Annotated in this window: 14 protein-coding genes and 1 pseudogene; 13 read left to right on the forward strand and 2 right to left on the reverse strand. The window is 35.5% G+C overall.

Going from position 1 to position 20,019, the window contains the following annotated elements; translation table 11 throughout:
- The first annotated feature begins 253 nt into the window (after nt 1-253).
- Entirely contained in the window at nt 254-949 is a 696-nt protein-coding gene (locus tag BSM4216_RS04865; protein ID WP_048622929.1) for a Type 1 glutamine amidotransferase-like domain-containing protein, read from the forward strand.
- A 261-nt stretch (nt 950-1,210) separates the two neighbouring features.
- On the opposite strand, the gene BSM4216_RS04870 is transcribed toward BSM4216_RS04865, so the two are convergent.
- Nucleotides 1,211-2,605 carry an APC family permease gene (locus tag BSM4216_RS04870; RefSeq protein WP_048622930.1) on the reverse strand — a complete coding sequence of 465 codons (1,395 nt, stop codon included), beginning with the start codon at nt 2,603-2,605 and terminating at the stop codon, nt 1,211-1,213.
- A gap of 827 nt (nt 2,606-3,432) precedes the next feature.
- A pseudogene (gene psiE, locus BSM4216_RS04875) lies at nt 3,433-3,848 on the reverse strand (phosphate-starvation-inducible protein PsiE).
- A gap of 1,788 nt (nt 3,849-5,636) precedes the next feature.
- On the opposite strand from psiE, the gene BSM4216_RS04890 reads away from it, so the two are divergent.
- From BSM4216_RS04890 to BSM4216_RS04950, 12 genes are all read left to right on the forward strand, one after another.
- On the forward strand, nt 5,637-7,142 hold the full coding sequence (locus BSM4216_RS04890) for a malate:quinone oxidoreductase (protein ID WP_048622933.1): 1,506 nt from the start codon (nt 5,637-5,639) through the stop codon (nt 7,140-7,142).
- A gap of 292 nt (nt 7,143-7,434) precedes the next feature.
- Nucleotides 7,435-7,833: a GNAT family N-acetyltransferase gene (locus BSM4216_RS04895; protein WP_048622934.1), complete on the forward strand. Its 399-nt coding sequence runs from the start codon at nt 7,435-7,437 to the stop codon at nt 7,831-7,833.
- 1,385 nt (nt 7,834-9,218) lie between these two features.
- Entirely contained in the window at nt 9,219-9,350 is a 132-nt protein-coding gene (locus BSM4216_RS04900; protein WP_048622935.1) for a subtilosin A family bacteriocin, read from the forward strand.
- 268 nt (nt 9,351-9,618) lie between these two features.
- On the forward strand, nt 9,619-10,902 hold the full coding sequence (locus BSM4216_RS04905; protein WP_048622726.1) for an IS110 family RNA-guided transposase: 1,284 nt from the start codon (nt 9,619-9,621) through the stop codon (nt 10,900-10,902).
- 390 nt (nt 10,903-11,292) lie between these two features.
- A complete protein-coding gene (locus tag BSM4216_RS04910; protein ID WP_048622936.1) occupies nt 11,293-12,636 on the forward strand; it encodes a subtilosin maturase AlbA in 1,344 nt (447 codons plus the stop codon).
- 11 nt (nt 12,637-12,647) lie between these two features.
- Nucleotides 12,648-12,827 carry a hypothetical protein gene (locus BSM4216_RS04915; protein WP_048622937.1) on the forward strand — a complete coding sequence of 60 codons (180 nt, stop codon included), beginning with the start codon at nt 12,648-12,650 and terminating at the stop codon, nt 12,825-12,827.
- Entirely contained in the window at nt 12,824-13,546 is a 723-nt protein-coding gene (locus BSM4216_RS04920; protein WP_048622938.1) for an ATP-binding cassette domain-containing protein, read from the forward strand. Before BSM4216_RS04915 ends, BSM4216_RS04920 begins: the two co-directional genes overlap by 4 nt.
- Nucleotides 13,539-14,819: a hypothetical protein gene (locus BSM4216_RS04925; RefSeq protein ID WP_048622939.1), complete on the forward strand. Its 1,281-nt coding sequence runs from the start codon at nt 13,539-13,541 to the stop codon at nt 14,817-14,819. Before BSM4216_RS04920 ends, BSM4216_RS04925 begins: the two co-directional genes overlap by 8 nt.
- Nucleotides 14,812-16,029: an insulinase family protein gene (locus BSM4216_RS04930; RefSeq protein WP_048622940.1), complete on the forward strand. Its 1,218-nt coding sequence runs from the start codon at nt 14,812-14,814 to the stop codon at nt 16,027-16,029. Before BSM4216_RS04925 ends, BSM4216_RS04930 begins: the two co-directional genes overlap by 8 nt.
- On the forward strand, nt 16,016-17,284 hold the full coding sequence (locus tag BSM4216_RS04935; RefSeq protein WP_048622941.1) for an insulinase family protein: 1,269 nt from the start codon (nt 16,016-16,018) through the stop codon (nt 17,282-17,284). The genes BSM4216_RS04930 and BSM4216_RS04935 overlap by 14 nt, the downstream gene beginning before the upstream one ends.
- A 1,171-nt stretch (nt 17,285-18,455) precedes the next feature.
- Entirely contained in the window at nt 18,456-18,893 is a 438-nt protein-coding gene (locus BSM4216_RS04945) for an Rrf2 family transcriptional regulator (protein WP_048622943.1), read from the forward strand.
- Nucleotides 18,894-18,994: 101 nt separating this feature from the next.
- Nucleotides 18,995-19,633 carry an NAD(P)-dependent oxidoreductase gene (locus tag BSM4216_RS04950; protein WP_048624403.1) on the forward strand — a complete coding sequence of 213 codons (639 nt, stop codon included), beginning with the start codon at nt 18,995-18,997 and terminating at the stop codon, nt 19,631-19,633.
- The last annotated feature ends 386 nt before the right edge of the window (nt 19,634-20,019 follow it).

Consider the following 20,019-nt stretch of genomic DNA (forward strand, 5'->3'; position numbering starts at 1 on the left):
ATTTACGACTGGATGAATGTAGGGCACTTGGCGAGGGACAAAATGATCTCGGACACGATGTATTGGCGGACACACAATAGGTCTAGGACGATGATGCATCTATGAAACACCTTCTAATGTTTGTAGTATATTACATGCAAAAGCAAGTCCTTTTGAAACGACAGTTATCATGAGAAAAAGGTACAATTTTATAGAAGATATCCATTTCGCTAATATCTAGTTTGATGACGAAAGATTCGTAGAGAAAGGAATTTTGTATTTTTACGGTATTGTCGAAAAAGATGGTGATTTAGTGATTAGGTATTTATTAAGCAAGATCGATTTTCATCATCATTTTGATGAAAAACTGGCTGATTTCATGAAAAGAGATATAAAAGAAGAGAAAATAGTATTCATTCCAACATCACCTGATGAAAAGATAACCACTCAAAAATATGTTGAAGAAACTTTACGGTTTTTTGAAAAAGCCCAAATTCATTTTAAAAAATCAGTCACTTTATACAGTGATATGGATCCAGAAGCAATGTCAAAAGAAATAAAGGGTGCTTCAGTTCTATATTTAATGGGTGGAAATACCTTGCGGCAGTATAATTTTATCGTTCATCACAATCTTCAATCCGTTTTAAAAGAATTTAAAGGAGTCGTAATCGGAATCAGTGCTGGTGCCATAAATATGTGCAGAAAAGCAATCCTTACACCTATCCATGAAGTAGAAGAAGTGCACCTATATAATGGTCTCGATTTAGTAAGTTTCAGTGTCGAGGTCCATTTCGAACACAGCAATAAAATCCACGAACAAATGGTTTTAAATATTGCTGGAAAGATTGATAACGAATTATATTGCATTTCGGATTTCTCTGCCATTAGGTTGGACGATCATAATCATATGTCCATTATTGGAAGCGGAGTTTATAAAGTTTCGGGGAATGAGATATTAAAATTGTCATAACTAAAACACGGTATAAAATATATAGAAAGATGATTCGACGATAGAGATTCTTTGTCATAGTAGGTTCAACTGGCGAGCATTTAAATCCGTGTTTTCTATGATGATCAATGGCCGAATGGGAAGGAAGAGTTCGCTCATTCAAAAAGGAGATGATTGAAAACATCATCTCCTTTTACAGTGTTCTCTATGAAGGAAAGATCTATTTTATTTCATAATGGAGCATGAATATGCAATATCATGCAAATAAATGGAAGTTGGATATTAACTCGCTTTTTTCAAGACTTCCTTTTTTTCTTTTCTTCCGATTCGATAAAACCAAAAACCTAAAGCGGCAAAGAATATAGGTCCTACTATAAGCGGTGCATATTGTGATACGGTCGTGTCCGGAGCGGGAATCAAAGTTAATATGATGGTTCCTGTAACGGAAATCAATCCAATGCCTGCAACCACATAAGCTAATGCATTTTTCTTTATTTTGAACGGTCTGACTGTTGCCTGGTCCGTCTTGCGCAATTTGATATAAGCACAAATTAAAAAGAGATAAGGAATAAAGAAGGCAAGAGTGGCCATAAGGACCAGCATGTTCAAAGCTTTCGATATAGTCGGAACAAAACCGGAAAGCACTAATATAACGGATACGCCTGCAGCTTGCCAAAGAATCAGGTTGGCGGGCATATCTGTTTTATTCATTTTTGTTAGAAATGGGGGCAGAATCGCTTTTCCGCTGTTATAGAACATGACGCTCGGATTCAAAATTAAAAAAGACAATGCACCCATCGTTGAAATGGCAAAACAAATCCCAAGCATTTGCGATAATGAAAACGGTAAATGGAACTGTTTTGTCATTTGATCCGCAAATAAGAATAAAGCCGTCGCCGTTTGATCCGGTTTGATGTTAAACACAAATTGAAAAGCGATGGTCCCAAGAATATAGATTCCTCCAATGATGACTGAAGAAATCAAAATGGCTTTTGGAAATGTTTTTTGCGGATTTTTTACGTCGCCAGCGATGGTACCCAGCATTTCCATTCCTGCAAAGGCGAACATCAATGTTGACAAAAACATCACTGTATCTAATGAAAGATGATTAGGCGTCATCGTCCGTACTGAAAATTCTGTTGCTGAATGATGTCCGCTTAAAATACTGGCGAATCCAAAGCCGAAAATTAAGATGACTGGCACAATTAATCCAAGCGGGGTTCCGATGGCCGCCAATTTCTCGCTCATTCGGGTGCCACGCAATGTCAATAACGTAATAACCCAGAAAATAGTTAGGGATATCACTGTTGTTAATATTTTGTTATGGATCATTTGCTGTTGATTGATGGCATAAGCAATATTCACGATGATTCCAAGTAATAGGGATGGATAATAAGTGAAATTTGCCACCCAATAAAACCAACTGCATAAAAAGCTTGCTTTTTGGCCAAAAGCACGGTTTACCCACGCACTCACTCCACCTTGTTCGGGATAGGTTGTCGCCAACTCCGCCACGATTAAACTAATCGGAATAAAGAATAAGAACGCGGCTAAGACCCAAAATATGATAGCAGACGGTCCAACCGTAGCCGCAAAAGGAATATTTTTTAAACCTAATATGGTATTTGTACTGATGATCGTTAAACCCAATACACCGATCTTCTTTTTTTCTGTCATTGCTGTTTACCCTTTCTTAGTGATTCATGTAATAGATACGATTAATAATACATAGGGTAGAATAATTATGCAACTCATTTTATTAAAATAATATTTTTTCATCAATTATAATTATTTTGTTAATTTTGTTTTTTAGTAGGATGTTCTTTATTATAAAGCCCTCAATTTTCATAAACTCACCGGCAGTCTTGTGTTTATTTACACTCCGTTCAGAAAAAAGTTAAATAAAGATTTTCCCAACAGTGGACAAAATGATTAGAATCGTATCTTGATACAATTTCAACATTTACGAGGTCAATAGATTGCCCTTGATATGAATAGTCAACTATTGGGCTTTAAAAGCGTGATCCATCTGTCTTTCATTGATAAGCATGAAATGCTGTTGCGTAAAGTAAAAAGGGCCGAAAAATCACAAAAGCGTTCCGTCAAAACGGAACGCTTAAATCAGCTTTAACTGACATGACTAAGAAAAAAGCTGATGCAATGCTTATTTTCATTTCTACTGAATCTTTCATTCATGTGTATAGGATGTCAGAGGAGAGGGTGTGGCTATGAGATCGTTATGTGAAATTATTCACAAAAATGAACAGGTTTAGTTGTGTAGTTGAGTTGTTACAGGGGAATGCCGCCACTAAAGCGGATGAATGGACAAGAAAGCCATCATTCTGTTTATAGTGTGAAAGCTAAACTTAGTGATCTTAAAAACACGGTCGATTTTCTGATCCAACAAGGCAGGAATTCATTCTCCATCCAAATAAAACTTTTCAAATAGTTCGATTGGCTTGCGGTTAAAAGATTATAAGAGTGTCATCTCCCTATCAATCACTTCAATCCGTTTTTCTTTTAGAATTAATAATATAGTAACTGATCACTAAAGCTAAAATAGATAAAGTGTACAAAAATGTATTCATGGGATTTTCATGACATACAATGATCAAGCGTATCATGGCAGTAATGCCAATATATACAAAGTAGCGCAGCGGGAAGTGATAATTCCCTTGGAAATTTTTATAATCATCGAAATGAATTCGAAATACAAGAAGAATATCAGGAAGCGTTCAAGAAGATGATAGTGGATTTCAACTCCTTGATTAAAGACGACAAAACGAATAGAATAAACGATCTCCTTACCAAGCAAAAAACATAAAACAACGGCAAGTAAAATCAATGCTATATTTAGGATAGCTTGAAAAATTGCCGGGATCGTCGAATTGGAATATTTTTTTGGATTTAATTGTCTCATTTATACACCTCCAACATAACATTTTTGCTGTTGCCTAAATCATTATGATATGTAATCCATCTTTGTGGACCTGCTTCACTTTTTCATCCTGGATAGTCAAAGTTGAAAGATTTGATTACACTGTTGCAACTCGTGATTTGTACTCCGCATTTTTTGGAATGGATAGCGTTCTTTTCCCCTTTTTTCGATTGCAAGGTAAAAAACTTAACATACATATCCCTCCTTTTTTAATGTAAGAATGATATAAGGAGAATCCTGTTTTATCTATCTAATATGAAGAGTGTTTTCTCCTTAATAAATGACGATCGAAATAAAAAGGATTGCTGCTGACTGGATATGTTTCAATTATCTTAGTTTTTTCCATATTATTTAAAACACTTATTTCATTTTGGAGTATAGCTCAATGTGTAGAATTGCTTCTAGCGGGAGCATTTATCCGTCTAAAAGCAGATGAATATAGACCAAATTTCGATTGGGAGACAGAACAAAAATTATGGAGTGACTTTAAGAAATACCGGTCGTATTTTTATTGTTTCCCTCTGTTTTTGCCAGCAATAGTTGGAACTTTTTTTTCTCTAATATCCATCCCGATCCTGACGATATTCATTTGGTATATGCTAAACAAGCAAGAAGGTGGTTTTTTTGAATGAAATGCAATTAGATAACGGGGTTTATTATTTATGTCCTTCTAGATGTTAATTGTTTATTTGGTTACAAGAGAGAAAGAATCAATAAAAGGGAGCATTGATTTTTATGAATATATGCTGATTCTTCAATGGAATTCTTTGGATATTATCCCCGCGACAATACGGATTGCGGTTATTTTTTCAGACCCTGATGCTCGAGAAGGATCAGTTCTCCTAATAGGAATGCAATAAATTGGAAAATGATGAACTGATGATTGAACCGCTTTGTACGGTTCGGTTTCCAATGGACGGGGTTGATGGTAAAATATTTTTGGAAAATAAGCGATTTTTTTCTTTGCACCTGTTAGAAGAAAAACTCTGTCAACCCCAATAAAGGCTGGATTAAAACGGATTCATAATTTACAAAGATGTTGATGGCGCAGCTATAAAGATATGAAATAGAAGAAATATTATATTGATGGAATTGCTGCTTCAAAAAACATATCGGACGGACCAAGAAGGCGTTGGTTTCAATATGCGGCAAGCAGCTTGGTTCCTTTGCGGCATATCGGTGTAGCTTTGACAGCGACACGCCAATTTATGAAAGCGGGTACAAAACGTGGGCGAAAAAAGAACATCTCGTTGGAAGAATACAAGAAACACTCTAAATACGGCTTTAATCGAATCAGATTGCGAAAGGGTTGTTCTTTGTTATCCTCGAAAAGCTACCAATTGCTCGAAAGCTTAATAAATTGGTATCGAAAAACCTGCTGTCGGAAAAGAGATCATTTTTCATGTGCAAAATAAACCAGTATAGCGCAATTAAGGAACTACAAGAATGTCGGTTCAATGGTAACAGCACACCAAAACTCAGCCTATGAATAAAGCTGGTTTAAAGCCTTGGTTTTTGTGTTTCCCGGTGCCTTGCTTATCGCTTCTTAGCGGCAACACAGTATGTCACCATTGAAATTTACCAGCTTTTAAATAGGTTATAACTAATCATATAATTGTAAATAAATATTTTAATCTTTTGATAATAGTGATACACTATAATTGGTTATATTTGATCCAGAAAAGATGTGTGACACGGCTGCTTTATGGCTTGTTGTGAGCGCATACATCTTTTCTGTAAATCTTAGGGTATAAGGACGGGACTTTAAATATGAGTAACAGACATACTACAACAGACGTTATCTTAATTGGTGCAGGCATCATGAGTGCGACGTTGGGAACGCTGCTGAAAGAATTAGCACCGGATTGGGAAGTTACAGTTTTTGAGAAGCTCGACAAGGCAGGTGAGGAAAGCTCTAACGAATGGAATAATGCGGGAACAGGACATTCTGCATTGTGCGAGTTGAACTACACTGTCGAAAAACCGGATGGATCCATAGATATCAGCAAGGCTATCAGAATTAATGAGCAGTTTCAGGTTTCAAAACAATTTTGGTCTTATCTTGTAAAAAACAATCTAATTCGTAATCCTCAGGACTTCATCCGGCCATTGCCCCATATCAGTTTCGTACAAGGGGAACAAAACGTACAGTTTTTGAAAAAACGTTTTGAAGCATTGTCCGGCAATCCTCTGTTTCAAGGGATGGAATTTTCCGATGATCCGGGAAAACTGAAGGAATGGATTCCACTTATGATGAAAGACCGGACAATCAATAAACCGATAGCGGCAACAAGAATCGAATCCGGAACAGACGTCAACTTTGGCGCATTAACGCGTATGTTGTTTGACCACTTAAAGAATCAAGGCGTCGATATCCACTACAAACATAAAGTCCAAGATATTAAACGTACCAGCGACGGATTATGGGAATTGAAAGTAAAAAATCTCGATAGCGGTACTGTCGAACTCCATACTGCAAAATTCCTCTTTATCGGCGCCGGCGGCGGAAGTCTGCCTTTACTGCAAAAAACCGGCATTCCTGAAAGTAAGCATATTGGAGGATTTCCGGTAAGCGGATTATTCCTGGTATGTAACAATCCGGAGGTTGTAGCGCAGCATCATGCAAAAGTATACGGCAAAGCTGCAATTGGTGCTCCTCCAATGTCTGTTCCGCATCTTGATACACGATATATCGACAACAAAAAATCATTGCTCTTTGGACCGTTTGCCGGCTTTTCGCCAAAATTCTTAAAAACCGGTTCAAATCTGGATTTATTTGCTTCCGTAAAACCGCATAATCTCGTAACGATGTTGGCGTCAGGCGTCAAAAATATGTCATTGGTAAAATACCTGATCCAACAACTTATGTTATCGAAAGAAAAGCGGATTCAAGAGTTGCGAGAGTTTGTCCCGAACGCCAAAAGCGAAGATTGGGATATTGTAGTAGCGGGTCAACGTGTACAAGTGATCAAAGATACGGAGACCGGCGGCAAAGGAACGCTTCAATTTGGTACAGAAGTTGTTAGCGCCGCTGATGGTTCGGTCGCTGCATTGCTCGGTGCTTCTCCGGGTGCTTCTACTGCCGTTCACGTTATGCTTGATGTGATCAAAAGATGCTTCCCGCAACATCTAAATGCGTGGGAACCGAAAATAAAAGAAATGATTCCTTCTTATGGCTTGTCACTCTTGCAAAAACCAGAACTTATTCATGAAATTCATGCATATACAGCGCGGACGCTTGGATTAGAGGAAAAAAAACAAGCAAATCCGGCGTAACCGAAAAAACCGTATATGAAAGGAAGCATCATTTGCCGTTTTAGCAATGGATGCTTCCTTTCGTTTTTTCAAGTACCTTGATTGGTTTAGTCGACAGAAGTCAATTGATGACAGAAGAAGGGGTTAATAGGTGACTTAACGATGTAACTAGTGGGCAAGAAAGGGATTTTGCAATCAGTATTGATCGCAGCTTGAAAAAAATAATGCAACAAAAGAAAGGTATAATGAAAAATCGGCGTGATTCTAACTGCTTGAATATTTCGTATAATGCTGTCTAAGGGGGTATATTTAAATGGAAATAGTTTATAAATACAATGAACCGGTAAAAGCGGAAGACGTTATACAAGTATTTAGGAATAGTGGCATTACTCGCCCGATTGGTCAAAAAGAGCGGATTCAGAAGATGTTGGACCATGCCAATCTTATTCTGACAGCTTGGGACCATAATCGATTGGTTGGAATCGCCCGCGCTTTAACGGATTTCAGTTATTGTTGTTACCTCTCTGACTTGGCTGTCGATCAAGATTATCAAAAAAGCGGGATTGGCAAGGAACTCATAGAGAGGATAAGGGAAATTATCGGTGAAGAGGTCGCCCTTATCCTGTTATCGGCACCAAGTGCAATGGATTATTATCCAAAAGTTGGTTTTGATAAGGTTGATAATGGTTTTATTATTCGCCGTAAGCGTTGATGGCTGTGATTTTGTTTGTAAAAATCCACAAGATCATTTAATACGGCTTTATCAAAAATAAAAGCCGATTTATTCAGCCCGACAGCCCGAAGCTGCACCTTGAAAAGCTTTATGTCATCCAGTCAACTACAAAAAAGAGGGCGCTCGATAGTGCACCCAACGGATTGACATTAGAGCCTTTCATTCATTCAATATGATGATCTATATTAAAAGAGCTCTAAATTTTTAAATTACTTTTTTTATTAGGTAACTGGTAAACAAAGAAGTATAGTATTTCCACTATTATCCCAAGTGCGAATTAGAATATGGCTATGTACAAGACGCCTAGATTGCTTGCTGACAACTTCTCGGAGAACAGTGTGTAAATAGCGGCAAATAACCAACATAAAGTGAATGTGAAAGCATATTTAACAACTGTAGATAAGAACTTATTTTTAATTTCATTTAAATTTTTAGACAATAGTTCTGCAACGAGAAAAAACGCGGTCACATAACCGATAAAATTCAGGGTGAACCATAAATTTTTTATGAATCCTCCATTTTCAATGTTCACTTCAGGAAGGGAATTTAAAAATTTCAAACCAAAGAAAAAGATTGAAACCGGTATTGATAAAATGACTAGACAAAGGATTGCGACAAGTATAAGGGCAATTATGGCATCGCTATAGTATTATCTCTTTTTGCTCATTTTAGGATCCCTATCCTACAAATAGTTACAGTATTGTAATTATTATACATCTCATTTATGGTATAATAAAGTAATTACTAGAATTATATTCCATCTTTCAGTTTTGACGGGATTGTTGATGAAAACAATTAACAATCTTCATTTTTGAACAGAAACTATTATATTGAAAAATGGAAACCTTGGATTTTAACCTACTTGTTCATTATCAATCGTAGATTATTAGCCATGACAGGGTGGGGCTGCTGGTTCGAGACCAATCGGAATCATTATGAAACCCTATTACTTTGTGTATTCGTTAATAAAATCCTGGTTGTTGAGATATTTCGTACAAAAGTGGAAGCTATTTTTGTGTTGTTTCTTTTTCCTTTTGTGTCAAGCAATTCTCTAGACAAAAATGATTTTCTCCATGTTTTTGAATACTTTGCCATTTTCACAATACCTCTTCTTTAGCACTTGCTCCCTTTCGTATAGTTGTCACTTATGTAACAATTTAACTCTACCAGTCTGTTCTATCCCGCTTGATATGAATACATTTTATTATTTTTTGCATCATCAATACGTTGTTAACAGAAAAGTCAAACATCATTAACAGATTTTTCAAATTATTATATTGAATTAACAATTTTGGTAATTTACCATTAAATTGTACCCGGGTATTACTGAAATTAACTAATATAACAAAAGGAGGAAATGTGTTATGAAAAGGGGAGTAATTGTAGAGAACAAAGGATGCTCAGCATGTTCCATTGGTGCATTATGTCTAGCTGATGGACCGGTACCTGATTTTGAGGTTGCTGCTATTTCTGGTACTTTCGGGCTTGTGGGGTAAAATTTTAGGGGATTGTTCCAAATAGGTGTCAAGCCTTCACAATGAATAAAATATTTAATTTACCAGTTCATGCATTTGTTAAGGCTCAGACATCATTGGGACGCCCCCCTTGTAAATTGTACAATACAGAATATAAAAATAAATTTTTTATAAGGAGCATTCCTGTAATGAGGAAATTTGAGGTTTGATAAAAAAAAGTCCCCTTGGTATAGTACAGGGTGTCAATGCGCGTTGACCCCGAATTTCAATAAACCAAGGAGGACTCAAAATGAATTATACACAAAATCAAAAAATCTCTCAAATTACACCATCAACTCTCATTGTAGGTATTGATGTAGCTAAAGAAAAGCACGTTGCCCGTTTTCAAGATGACCGAGGCTTAGAATTTGGCAAGAGATTGATCTTTGAAAATCGTATACACGGCTTTCAAACCTTATTAGATTGGGTTAATCATATTCAAAAAGAAAATCATAAGGACCACGTGATTTTTGGAATGGAGCCAACAGGTCATTATTGGCTAAATCTTGCTTACTTTCTTAAGGCAAAAGGATATGATGTAGTGCTAGTGAATCCCATGCACGTCAAAAAAAGTAAAGAGCTTGATGACAATTCGCCTACAAAAAACGATACAAAAGATGCTCGTGTCATTGCACAGTTAATGAAAGATGGGCGATACTCCGTACCGAACCTATTAGAGGGCGTATACGCTGAACTAAGGGAAGGCGTCAAATTACGAGATCAGCTCATCAAACAGCTTATGATCATTGAAGGGCGGATTGAAAACGTCATTCAGCGCTTTTTCCCAGAGTTTTTCGATGTGTTTGGAGATTGGAAAGGTAAAGCAGCCTTTTATACCTTGCGCATGTTTCCATTTCCCTCTCATATTCAAAAGTTGTCACCAGAAGAAGTGCTGCAAAAATGGAAACCGTATGTACAGCGTGGGGTTGGGCTGAAACGAGCAACCCGACTCGTAGAAGTAGCGAAAAAGAGCGTTGGGATTGAGACAGGAATCCAGTTCGCAAAAAGAGAATTGGATTGCCTATTGGATCAATATGAGCTTTACAAGAAACAGTTAGCACAACTAGATGAAGAACTAGAAGGTGTTGTTGAAAGCATACCAGGTGCGAAACAAATGACCAATATCCCGGGACTTAGTTACACTACCATTGCTTTGTTCTTTGCGGAAGTAGGAGATTTAACCAAGTACAATCATCCGCAACAATTAGTCAATCTGGCAGGGCTTTCTTTAAGAGAACACAGTTCAGGAAAGTATAAAGGGCAAACACGCATAACCAAAAGGGGTCGAAGACGTTTACGAAAAGCATTATACCTGGCCATTCGACCATTGGTTGCCCATAATCCTGTATTTAAAGCCTTGCATCATTACTATACCAATCGGCCAGACAGGCCGTTAAAAAAACAACAGTCTCTGATTGCCTTGTGTTGTAAATTATTACGTGTGTTATTTGCCATTGGTAAGAAACAGTGTGAGTTTGATGGATTAAAGCTATTAAAGGGATTACCTCAAATAAAAGCATTACAGGCTGCATAAAAGCTTTCAAACGACTTGTTATTCTGACAAACACCAATAGTGCAGAGTTGGAGTATATTTTCACCATTCGGGCATTAGACCCTGTAAAGGAGCATATCCAACCTCCACCTCATGGGTACGCAGGACGAAGGAATGTGTGGATCTTAAAATCCAGTGATACATGGGAGGGTGAGCGACCATGAGAAGTGTGGAGACTTCTTGCACGGTCATACATGATATTACAGATATTGTAAATCTGTATTATAGGATGCACCTTACCATGTAAATATATTGAATAAATACAAGAAATTTACACTCATTTGAGGTGAAGAAGCTATTATGTGTTAGCGAAATTTAAAGAAAACGCGAGAATTTTGAAGAAAATTAAAGTTTATAGAGGGAGGGATGGAAATGGCCTTAAAAAATAAATATCCCTATATAGGGGATCATATAAGAATTCATAAACTACCATCAGGCGGTGTTCTTGAAATCGATTATTTAAGAGAAGATGTTTCCGCTTCGGATTTTGAGTATCTAGATTTAAATCAAACTGCTTATGAGATTTGCATGCGTATGGATGGCACCAAAACGATTGAAGAAATCTTACAAGCACAATGTGATAAATACAATGAAAATATACATGACCATGAGGGATGGTATTATGATATGATCCATATGCTTTTGAAAAAGCAAGTTATAAAAATAATGGATCAGGCTAAATACAAACTTATACAAGTAAGCGGAAGCAATGAATATCCAATGCCATTACATGCTACATTTGAACTAACACACAAATGTAATTTAAAATGTGAACATTGTTATCTAGAAAGTTCCCCTCAAGCACAAGGGACAATTTCTTTAGAAAAATTTAAGAAAGTTACAGATATGTTATATAAAAACGGTGTACTAACCTGTGAAATTACCGGTGGGGAAGTATTTGTCCATCCAAAAGCAAACGAGATTCTAGCATATGCATTAAACAAATTTAAAAAGGTAGCGATCTTAACAAATGGAACATTATTAAGGAAAGAAAGTGCAGATCTTTTAATAAAATATAAACATAAGATCATTGTGGGCATTTCCTTAGATAGTGTCCGGCCGGAAGTACATAATCGTTTCAGGGGAAAAAAGCATGCCTTTGAACAGACTTGTAAAACGATTAAGTTACTCAGCGATAATGGCATTTTTGTTCGAGTTGCTATGTCTGTTTTTGAAGATAATATGTGGGAAATACGTGAAATGGCCAGTTTAGTAAAAGAACTGGGAGCTAAGTTATTTACTTATAATTGGGTGAATGATTTTGGTAGAGGAAAAAATATAGAACTTCCCACTGTGAACGCAAATGTATATCAAAAGTTCTTATCCTATGAAAAGGAACTACTTGAAGAATTCAAAGATTTAATTCCGATTATTCCATATGAAAGAAAAAGGGTAAGTAATTGTGGAGCTGGATGGCGTTCTATAGTGGTAGATCCATATGGCAATGTTCGGCCATGTGCCTTATTTCCGAAAACATTCTCTTTAGGAAATATTTTAACAGATTCATATGAAAATATATTTAAATCGCCAATTGTCCACAAATTATGGAAATTACAGTCTCCCAAATTTAGTGAACATTGTAAGAAAGGCTGTCCTTTTAATGGATATTGTGGAGGCTGCTATTTGAAAGGATTAAATGCTAACAAACATCATCGTACAAATACTTGTTCTTGGGCAAAAAATGAGAATCTGGAGGATATTCTCCAGCTTGTTTAGGAGGGTTTTTCATGTCAGAAAATCGACAAAATCGCGGAAGTCAACGGAGGGTATTTCAATATATTATTTCATTGATCTTTTTTGCGGCAGCTATTACTTATTTCGTAAAAGGTAATTGGGGTTTAGCCGTTTTCTCTCTAATCATAGCCATTGTGTTTGTCGTTCGAGCAACAAAGGATGTGAAACGATGAATCCTATTTTAGACATTCAACATCTATCCGTATGGTATGAAAAAAACAACTTTGTTTTGGAGGATATCAATCTTTCTTTGAAGCAGGGGTATGTTTACGGATTGCTAGGAGTCAATGGCGCTGGAAAAACAACTTTGTTAAATACTTTAACCGGAATAAATCGTTCTTTTAGTGGCTTTTTTAAAATGGATGATATAAAAGTGGAGCCTGATGCAAAATTACATCAATGGCATGAATCTAAAAAAAAACGATATTTTGCCGCTGATTATCCAATGCTGTTCACAGAGATGTCTGCTCGTGAATATGTTAAATTCGTTCATAAGCTTTATCAAAAAATATATAAAGAAGAAGAATTTCTTCAATTAGCTGAAGAGTTTCATTTTACGAAATATGTTAGCCGACGTATTTCTGAATTATCGCTTGGAAATCGACAAAAGGTTGTTCTAATAACAGGTCTGTTGCTGAGAGTTCCTCTTTTTATTCTCGATGAACCACTTGTCGGTTTAGATGTAGAGTCCATAGAAGTATTTCATCAAAAAATGAAAAAGTATTGTAAGAATGGAGGAACTATTCTCTTTTCATCCCATCTTCTTGAAATCGTAAAGAGGTTTTGTGACTATGCAATTATTTTGCATAATAAGAAAATCCTTTCTGTAGTAAAAATAAATGAAAATTTAGATTTACATAAGGAATTTTTTGAGGTAATCCGAAATGACTGATTTCTTGCTCATCTTTCATTTATTCATTAAACAGTACTATGGAAAATATAAGAGAAAAGATTTCATCCAAACAATAATTGGTCTTGGCATTCTTGTTCTATTTGAAATTGGTTTAATCAAACAGGCGCATTTAAACGAAAGTATTTTATTAAAAGGTTATATTGTGGGAGCTCTTCTTTTTATAAACGTATATATCACTTCTCTATCTGTAAATACGCAGTGGAAAGAAAAATTTATGGATGTCATTTGCATCATGCCTATTCGGCCACGTGTTTTTTGGACTTCGCAAATACTTTTTCTTTATATTGATATGTGTTTAAGAAGAACATTGTTTTTCATTATACTCCCTATTGTTTTATTTGTTGACCACCATCTATCTGCAAACGATTTATTGGTTTGGTTATGCAAATTTTTGTTTTTAACCATATATTCTATTGTGATTGGCATTGCATTAGGAAATTTGTTGAATAGAAAACAAACACTGTATATGTTCTCTCATATTGCAGCTCTGCTGCTTGTGTTTTGCTCCATGTACCGTTTGCCAATATTGTATATATTGGTATGCATCATCCATATAGGCTGGGTGATCGTTGTAGATTTTCCAAAATTCTTGCAGGTTTCCAACCAGTCTGATAAAAATTCAAAATCACGACATATCGAATTTTCCTTTTATAAAAGGGAATGGAACAGATTTCTTTCATCTAAAGCAATGATTTTAAACTATGCCGTAATGGTTGCTTTTATTGTTTTCTTCTCCTATAACCTAATGAAATTAAAAATGGTTGGATCGGCTACGGTTTTTTTCATTGCTGTTGCATTATTGTTAACCTGTTCACCAATTGCATTGCTTTATTCGATTGAAAAACATAATAGAAAACTATTATTAGCATTGCCTATTAAGAAATGGTCACTATTTTGGCAGAAATATGCTTTCTACATAGGATTGCTGCTGACTGGATATGTTTCAATTATCTTAGTTTTTTCCATATTATTTAAAACACTTATTTCATTTTGGAGTATAGCTCAATGTGTAGAATTGCTTCTAGCGGGAGCATTTATCCGTCTAAAAGCAGATGAATATAGACCAAATTTCGATTGGGAGACAGAACAAAAATTATGGAGTGACTTTAAGAAATACCGGTCGTATTTTTATTGTTTCCCTCTGTTTTTGCCAGCAATAGTTGGAACTTTTTTTTCTCTAATATCCATCCCGATCCTGACGATATTCATTTGGTATATGCTAAACAAGCAAGAAGGTGATTTTATTGGATAAGATACAATTAGATAAAGAGTGGAAAATCAGTTTGTTTCCGACAAAAAAATTTTCAACTGTGTCTATTGCAGTCTATTTCTATGATAAGCTTCAGGACTCAGTAAAGTTTGAAGAAAATACTCTATTTTTTTATTGGTTTAGTTCCTTGAAAAAGAAAATACTGGTTGAAAAGTTTGGTTTTGATGTTGCTGAACGATTTGTTTGCTCGACAAGCCTTTTTTTTAATAATCAGCTTAAAACATATGGAACAAGAATCATTCATCCTAAGTATTCTGACTGTTATGATCAAGATTTAGAAAACATTGTTGATGAACTTGTTAATGTTTTGATTCATACGAAGGATTTAACAGAGGATTTAATGAGAAAAGCTAAGCAAGATCTAATTGCAAAAATCCAAAGACAATTTGCAAATCCGTTCGCATATTCTACGGCTCGTCTTTTGGAAACTGCCTTTCAAAATAAAAGGTACGGAACAGATGTTTTCGGTAACATAGATATTTATCAAAATCTTGATTTCTCTTTTTTGCGAAAAGCAGAGGAATATCTGGATTTTCTCCAACAACAAGACAAACATATTTTTATTTTGGGGAATCTCCGTTTAAATGGATCGACATTTCAAAAAGAAGACAGATTTCTTCATTCTAAACCAGTAATAGTCAATAGCAATTTTTACGAAACTGAGGTTCGAAAAGATTCTATCAACCAGACGATTATTACGTTAGGATTTTCTTGTGTCAATATAGAATGTTTTCAAGATTATTTAAACATGCAATTAATTGACGGGATGCTTGGTAAATATGGTCATTCCAAATTATTTGAAAGATTAAGGAAAAAAAATATAGCACCTTATCATGTTATAAGTCGTTACGATATGATGTGCAACGTCCTACTTGTCTCTGTCTGCGTACCTTGTAAATACGAAAAACAAACAGTAGATGAAATGATAGAAAATATATTAAGATTTGAAATCGATTCTGCCTACTTAGAAAAGACAAAACAGTTTTTTAAGAATGAAGTCTTTTATTTGCTTGATACACCTGAAGGGACAGTGTCCTATTTAAATATGATAAAAACATTCGCTGTTTCACTAGATGATATTGAACTAGAACTCTCAAAAATTACATGTGAAAGCTTATCCAATTTTTTTTGTGATAATGTGGAATACATTGGTACACATGTTTTAAGGGGGAGTAAAATTGGGGAAATTTGATTTTTTTCATAAATTAGAGTCTATGACAGAAAAAGCGTTTTTAAGAAACAAATTGACTATCTATCGAATAAAATATCCGAATTCATATATGAGATTGGTTAACATTCAAGTGAACTTTGGAAGCAGAGATTATATGCTAAAATCGCAGAATAATATCCAATATTTACCTTATGGTACAGCCCATTTTCTTGAACATCTAATGTTTTGGAAAGGCAATCATAATGTGTATGAGGATTTCTTTAAAAGAAATGCAATTTTAAATGCATTTACCACATATACAGATACAAATTTCATGTTCAATACAAGGCCTGAGTTTGTTTCTGAAAATTTAGAGGAATTGTTTTCGATTTTAAACCAGCACCAACTGAATGATGCAATAGTTGAGCAGGAAAAGCGAGTTATAAAGAATGAAATCGACACAGCCAAAATGGATCAATGGGTAGACAAACATTATAGAATGCTGCACTTATTGTGCAATGGATCCCCTGTAAGTATATACCCGGCGGGTAATCACAGTGATATAGATTCGCTGACAACGAAAGAATTAAAAACTGCTTATCAAACATTTTATCAACCGAAAAATATGAAATTATTTATAATAGGCGGAAGAGAAGAGTTAGATGATATAATTTCTCATAAACTTGAAAGCTATGAAAATAATCAGGAGCATTGCAGCTTAAGCAGACATTTGGAACCCCATTGCGACTTGCTTTCAAAGGATGTTTTTCAAAATTATAAAAGCAACATAGGAATCTCGGGATTTATGATAGGAGTTCTACTGCCCCGTTCCAAAGACAATGAACTATTGTTAAAACAGAAGGTATACTGGGAAATTTTTTTGCGGGCTTTATTCCACATAGGTTCTCCCTTTATTCAGGAGCTGCAGAAATCTAACAAAATATTTCTTCAAAATCTAGCAATGCATACCCATTTTACTGAAGATGTAAGTTTTATAATATTGGATTTACAAGGCGAGAAGTCAGAAATATTGTTTGAAGCATGGAATGCTAATATTCTGAATGACAGGAAAAAGGTATCTCAATGGCTTTCCTATGGAAAAGAAGTTTTCTTAAATAACATTATTTATGAGAGTGATTATTTACGAAAGCTATTTGATTGGATTTCTGACTATGCGTACTATGATTGCTCTCTTTTAAAGGTATATCAAATCGTTGAAAACATGCGGGATGATGATTTTTTACGACTGATGCACTTTTTTATTGAAGCGAAAAAAGTTTATATCTCATATACATAGAGGTGGTAAAGTTTGAAAATAAAGAAAGAGACCCTTATAGTCATTGCGTCCCTGATGTTTTTGTATATGTTATTAGAATATATTGGATTAATTCAACATGCGGTTAAAATGGTAGCTTTCTATTTTCAGTTTTTGAAGAATGATTATTTAATAATTTTATCACTAGCTTTATGCACTTCTATTGTACTTTTACCTGCTTCTTTATATTTATATAGCCTTCAAAAGTCTATAAAAAAGATGACAGAATCTTTTCGAATCATTCAACAAGAGCATGAAAACTGCTGCCGTCCACATGAACAATATTACTGTGAAAAATATTTTCTAGACTTGCAAAATTTACGCAGAAATTATAAAAATGTCAACCAAACCATCGCGATAGGAGCAATCTTATATCAAGTAGCAGTGTTCGGCTTTTTCATTAGCATTGTTAATCACATACAATTTGATGATCATTCATTTATGATTATTGGATCGATCCCATATATAAAATGGCTATTATTGTTTATTTTAATGATTATCCTTGCAACTCAATTTAGGACATACCTGATAAAAATGTTAAAAAAACAACGGAATATGCAAAAGATTTTAAGTTTAGCTTTCTTCATGATAAGTATATCCTGGTTAACTACGTTTCGACCCAGTGAAATTATATTTCTTATAGCCTTACTGCTCATTCAGCTAACTGGCAGCATTTTGTTAAATAAATGGAGTCATTTCTATAGTAAGGGAAAGTCTTCATTAGTCCATTAGGACATATTTGACATTCGGCAATTGAAAATTAGAAATGGTATATATGAGTTGCTGAGTACACGTGTATTGAGCTTTAATGAGCCTTTCCCTGCAGGAACGCGTCTAAACGAACGAGTCCCCACCTCTGCCGAAACAGTCGAAATAGTGTTGCTCATTTTCGTCTGTTTTTTTAAAATTTTTTCGGCAAATGAAATCACTTTTTTCTGTTGGTTTAAGCAAAAAATCTCTTTCTTGTAATCAACGGTTCACTGTTAATTCTACCAATTGGGAAGCAACATGGCTCTTTTCTTATTTTGGACTTAACTCTACTTAAGAATGCTTAAGTTTACTTTTCTATTAAAATTTGGAAATAAAAACCTATTGGTTGACACAATCGCCATGTTGTATTTATAATGGTTACAACGACGATGGAGGGACAATCATGAAGAGAATCAGCAGCCGTTTTTCAGTGGCGGTGCACATCTTGTTGTTGGTGCATCGGTATCCTATGCTTACTTCTGAAGAAATTGCGGGCAGTGTGAATACAAATCCAGCTTTCATCCGAAAAATCCAATCGAAATTAAAAAAAGCGGGATTGATTGATGTGCGGCCCGGTGTGGGTGGCACTTATCTTTTAAAGGATGTCGATGACATTACGTTGCTGGATGTTTATCATGCTGTTGAGGTAGTAGAACAGAATGAACTGTTTCATTTTCACGAACATCCTAATCCGAATTGTGAAGTCGGAGCGCATGTGGAATCGGTTTTTCGTTCCCATGTAAGGAAAGCCCAATTAGCCATGGAAAAAGAACTGGCACGAACCACTTTAAAGGAATTAACGGAAGAACTGGGGAAAAAAATTAGCGCTGATTCATGCTAATTTTTTTAATTAAGTTGTATCCAAATTGTTTACATCTAAAGTTTGACCTTCATCGTTGGAATAAAGAAAAACAAAAAAACGACTTGAAAGGAGAAAATATAATGAAAATTGGTATTATTGGGGCAGCTGGAAAAGCAGGGAACCTTATTTTGAAAGAAGCTTTAAATCGAGGCCATGATGTGACAGCCATTGTTAGAAATGCATCGAAAGTGAAAGAAAATGTGAGCGTGATTGAAAAAGATCTTTTTGATCTTACTACAGAAGATTTGAAAGCATATGATGTCGTTGTCAATGCATTTGCTGCACCCATTGGACAAGAACATCTTTATATTGATGCAACCAACGCTTTGATTGAAGTTTTGAAAAACGCTCCGAATACAAGATTAATAGTGATCGGCGGCGCAGGTAGCTTATATGTAGATGAAGAAAAAACCACTCCATTATACAAAACTCCTGATTTCCCGGACTTTATTTATCCTACTGCTGAAAACGCAGCGAAAAGTTTGGAAATTTTGCAGCAAACGGATTCTATTAAATGGACGTTTATCAGCCCGGCTGCTGAATTTGACTATGAAGGGAAAAGAACAGGCAGCTATCAAAAAGGAAAAGATCATTTGATTTTCAATTCCAAAGGAAAAAGTTATGTAAGTTATGCTGATTTTGCCATTGCGCTTGTAGATGAAATTGAAAATCCGCAACATATCAATGAAAGATTTACGGTAGTTTCGGAATCTGAATAATCAGGGTTAATGTTTGCATTTGAAATAAGAAGTTTGGAAATAGACAATCGATCATCATTAAAGAGTCTGTCCCAACAAAGGACAGGCGCCTATTTGCATTTCTTCCCTCGATGCACATCAATCAAGCTCAGCACCAATTCTTCAAGAGAAGCATACAAATGCAAAAAATAGGTGGAAGAATGGGCAGACCACAAGCAAATGACAATGGACAGTGAATGAAAGCGGGAGAATGGCCGCAAATGGCGACTGGTGGTGCTATTACTGTTTTGTTTTTTAATCCCGATCAAGAAAGTCCGCTGTGATGATTCTTCATTGTCTTAAATAGGCTCCCCTATTCATTGCAAGTGCCCTTGTCATTCAGACCACTCCAATTCCGATCTCGATGA

Source organism: Bacillus smithii (assembly GCF_001050115.1).
Classification (GTDB): domain Bacteria; phylum Bacillota; class Bacilli; order Bacillales; family DSM-4216; genus Bacillus_O; species Bacillus_O smithii.

Bases quoted from the DNA above. Each gene is read 5' to 3' on its own strand.
- BSM4216_RS04870 (WP_048622930.1), bottom strand. From the start codon at position 2,605: ATGACAGAAAAAAAGAAGATCGGTGTATTGGGTTTAACGATCATCAGT.
- BSM4216_RS04890 (WP_048622933.1), top strand. From the start codon at position 5,637: ATGAGTAACAGACATACTACAACAGACGTTATCTTAATTGGTGCAGGC.
- BSM4216_RS04895 (WP_048622934.1), top strand. From the start codon at position 7,435: ATGGAAATAGTTTATAAATACAATGAACCGGTAAAAGCGGAAGACGTT.
- BSM4216_RS04900 (WP_048622935.1), top strand. From the start codon at position 9,219: ATGAAAAGGGGAGTAATTGTAGAGAACAAAGGATGCTCAGCATGTTCC.
- BSM4216_RS04905 (WP_048622726.1), top strand. From the start codon at position 9,619: ATGAATTATACACAAAATCAAAAAATCTCTCAAATTACACCATCAACT.
- BSM4216_RS04910 (WP_048622936.1), top strand. From the start codon at position 11,293: ATGGCCTTAAAAAATAAATATCCCTATATAGGGGATCATATAAGAATT.
- BSM4216_RS04915 (WP_048622937.1), top strand. From the start codon at position 12,648: ATGTCAGAAAATCGACAAAATCGCGGAAGTCAACGGAGGGTATTTCAA.
- BSM4216_RS04920 (WP_048622938.1), top strand. From the start codon at position 12,824: ATGAATCCTATTTTAGACATTCAACATCTATCCGTATGGTATGAAAAA.
- BSM4216_RS04925 (WP_048622939.1), top strand. From the start codon at position 13,539: ATGACTGATTTCTTGCTCATCTTTCATTTATTCATTAAACAGTACTAT.
- BSM4216_RS04945 (WP_048622943.1), top strand. From the start codon at position 18,456: ATGAAGAGAATCAGCAGCCGTTTTTCAGTGGCGGTGCACATCTTGTTG.
- BSM4216_RS04950 (WP_048624403.1), top strand. From the start codon at position 18,995: ATGAAAATTGGTATTATTGGGGCAGCTGGAAAAGCAGGGAACCTTATT.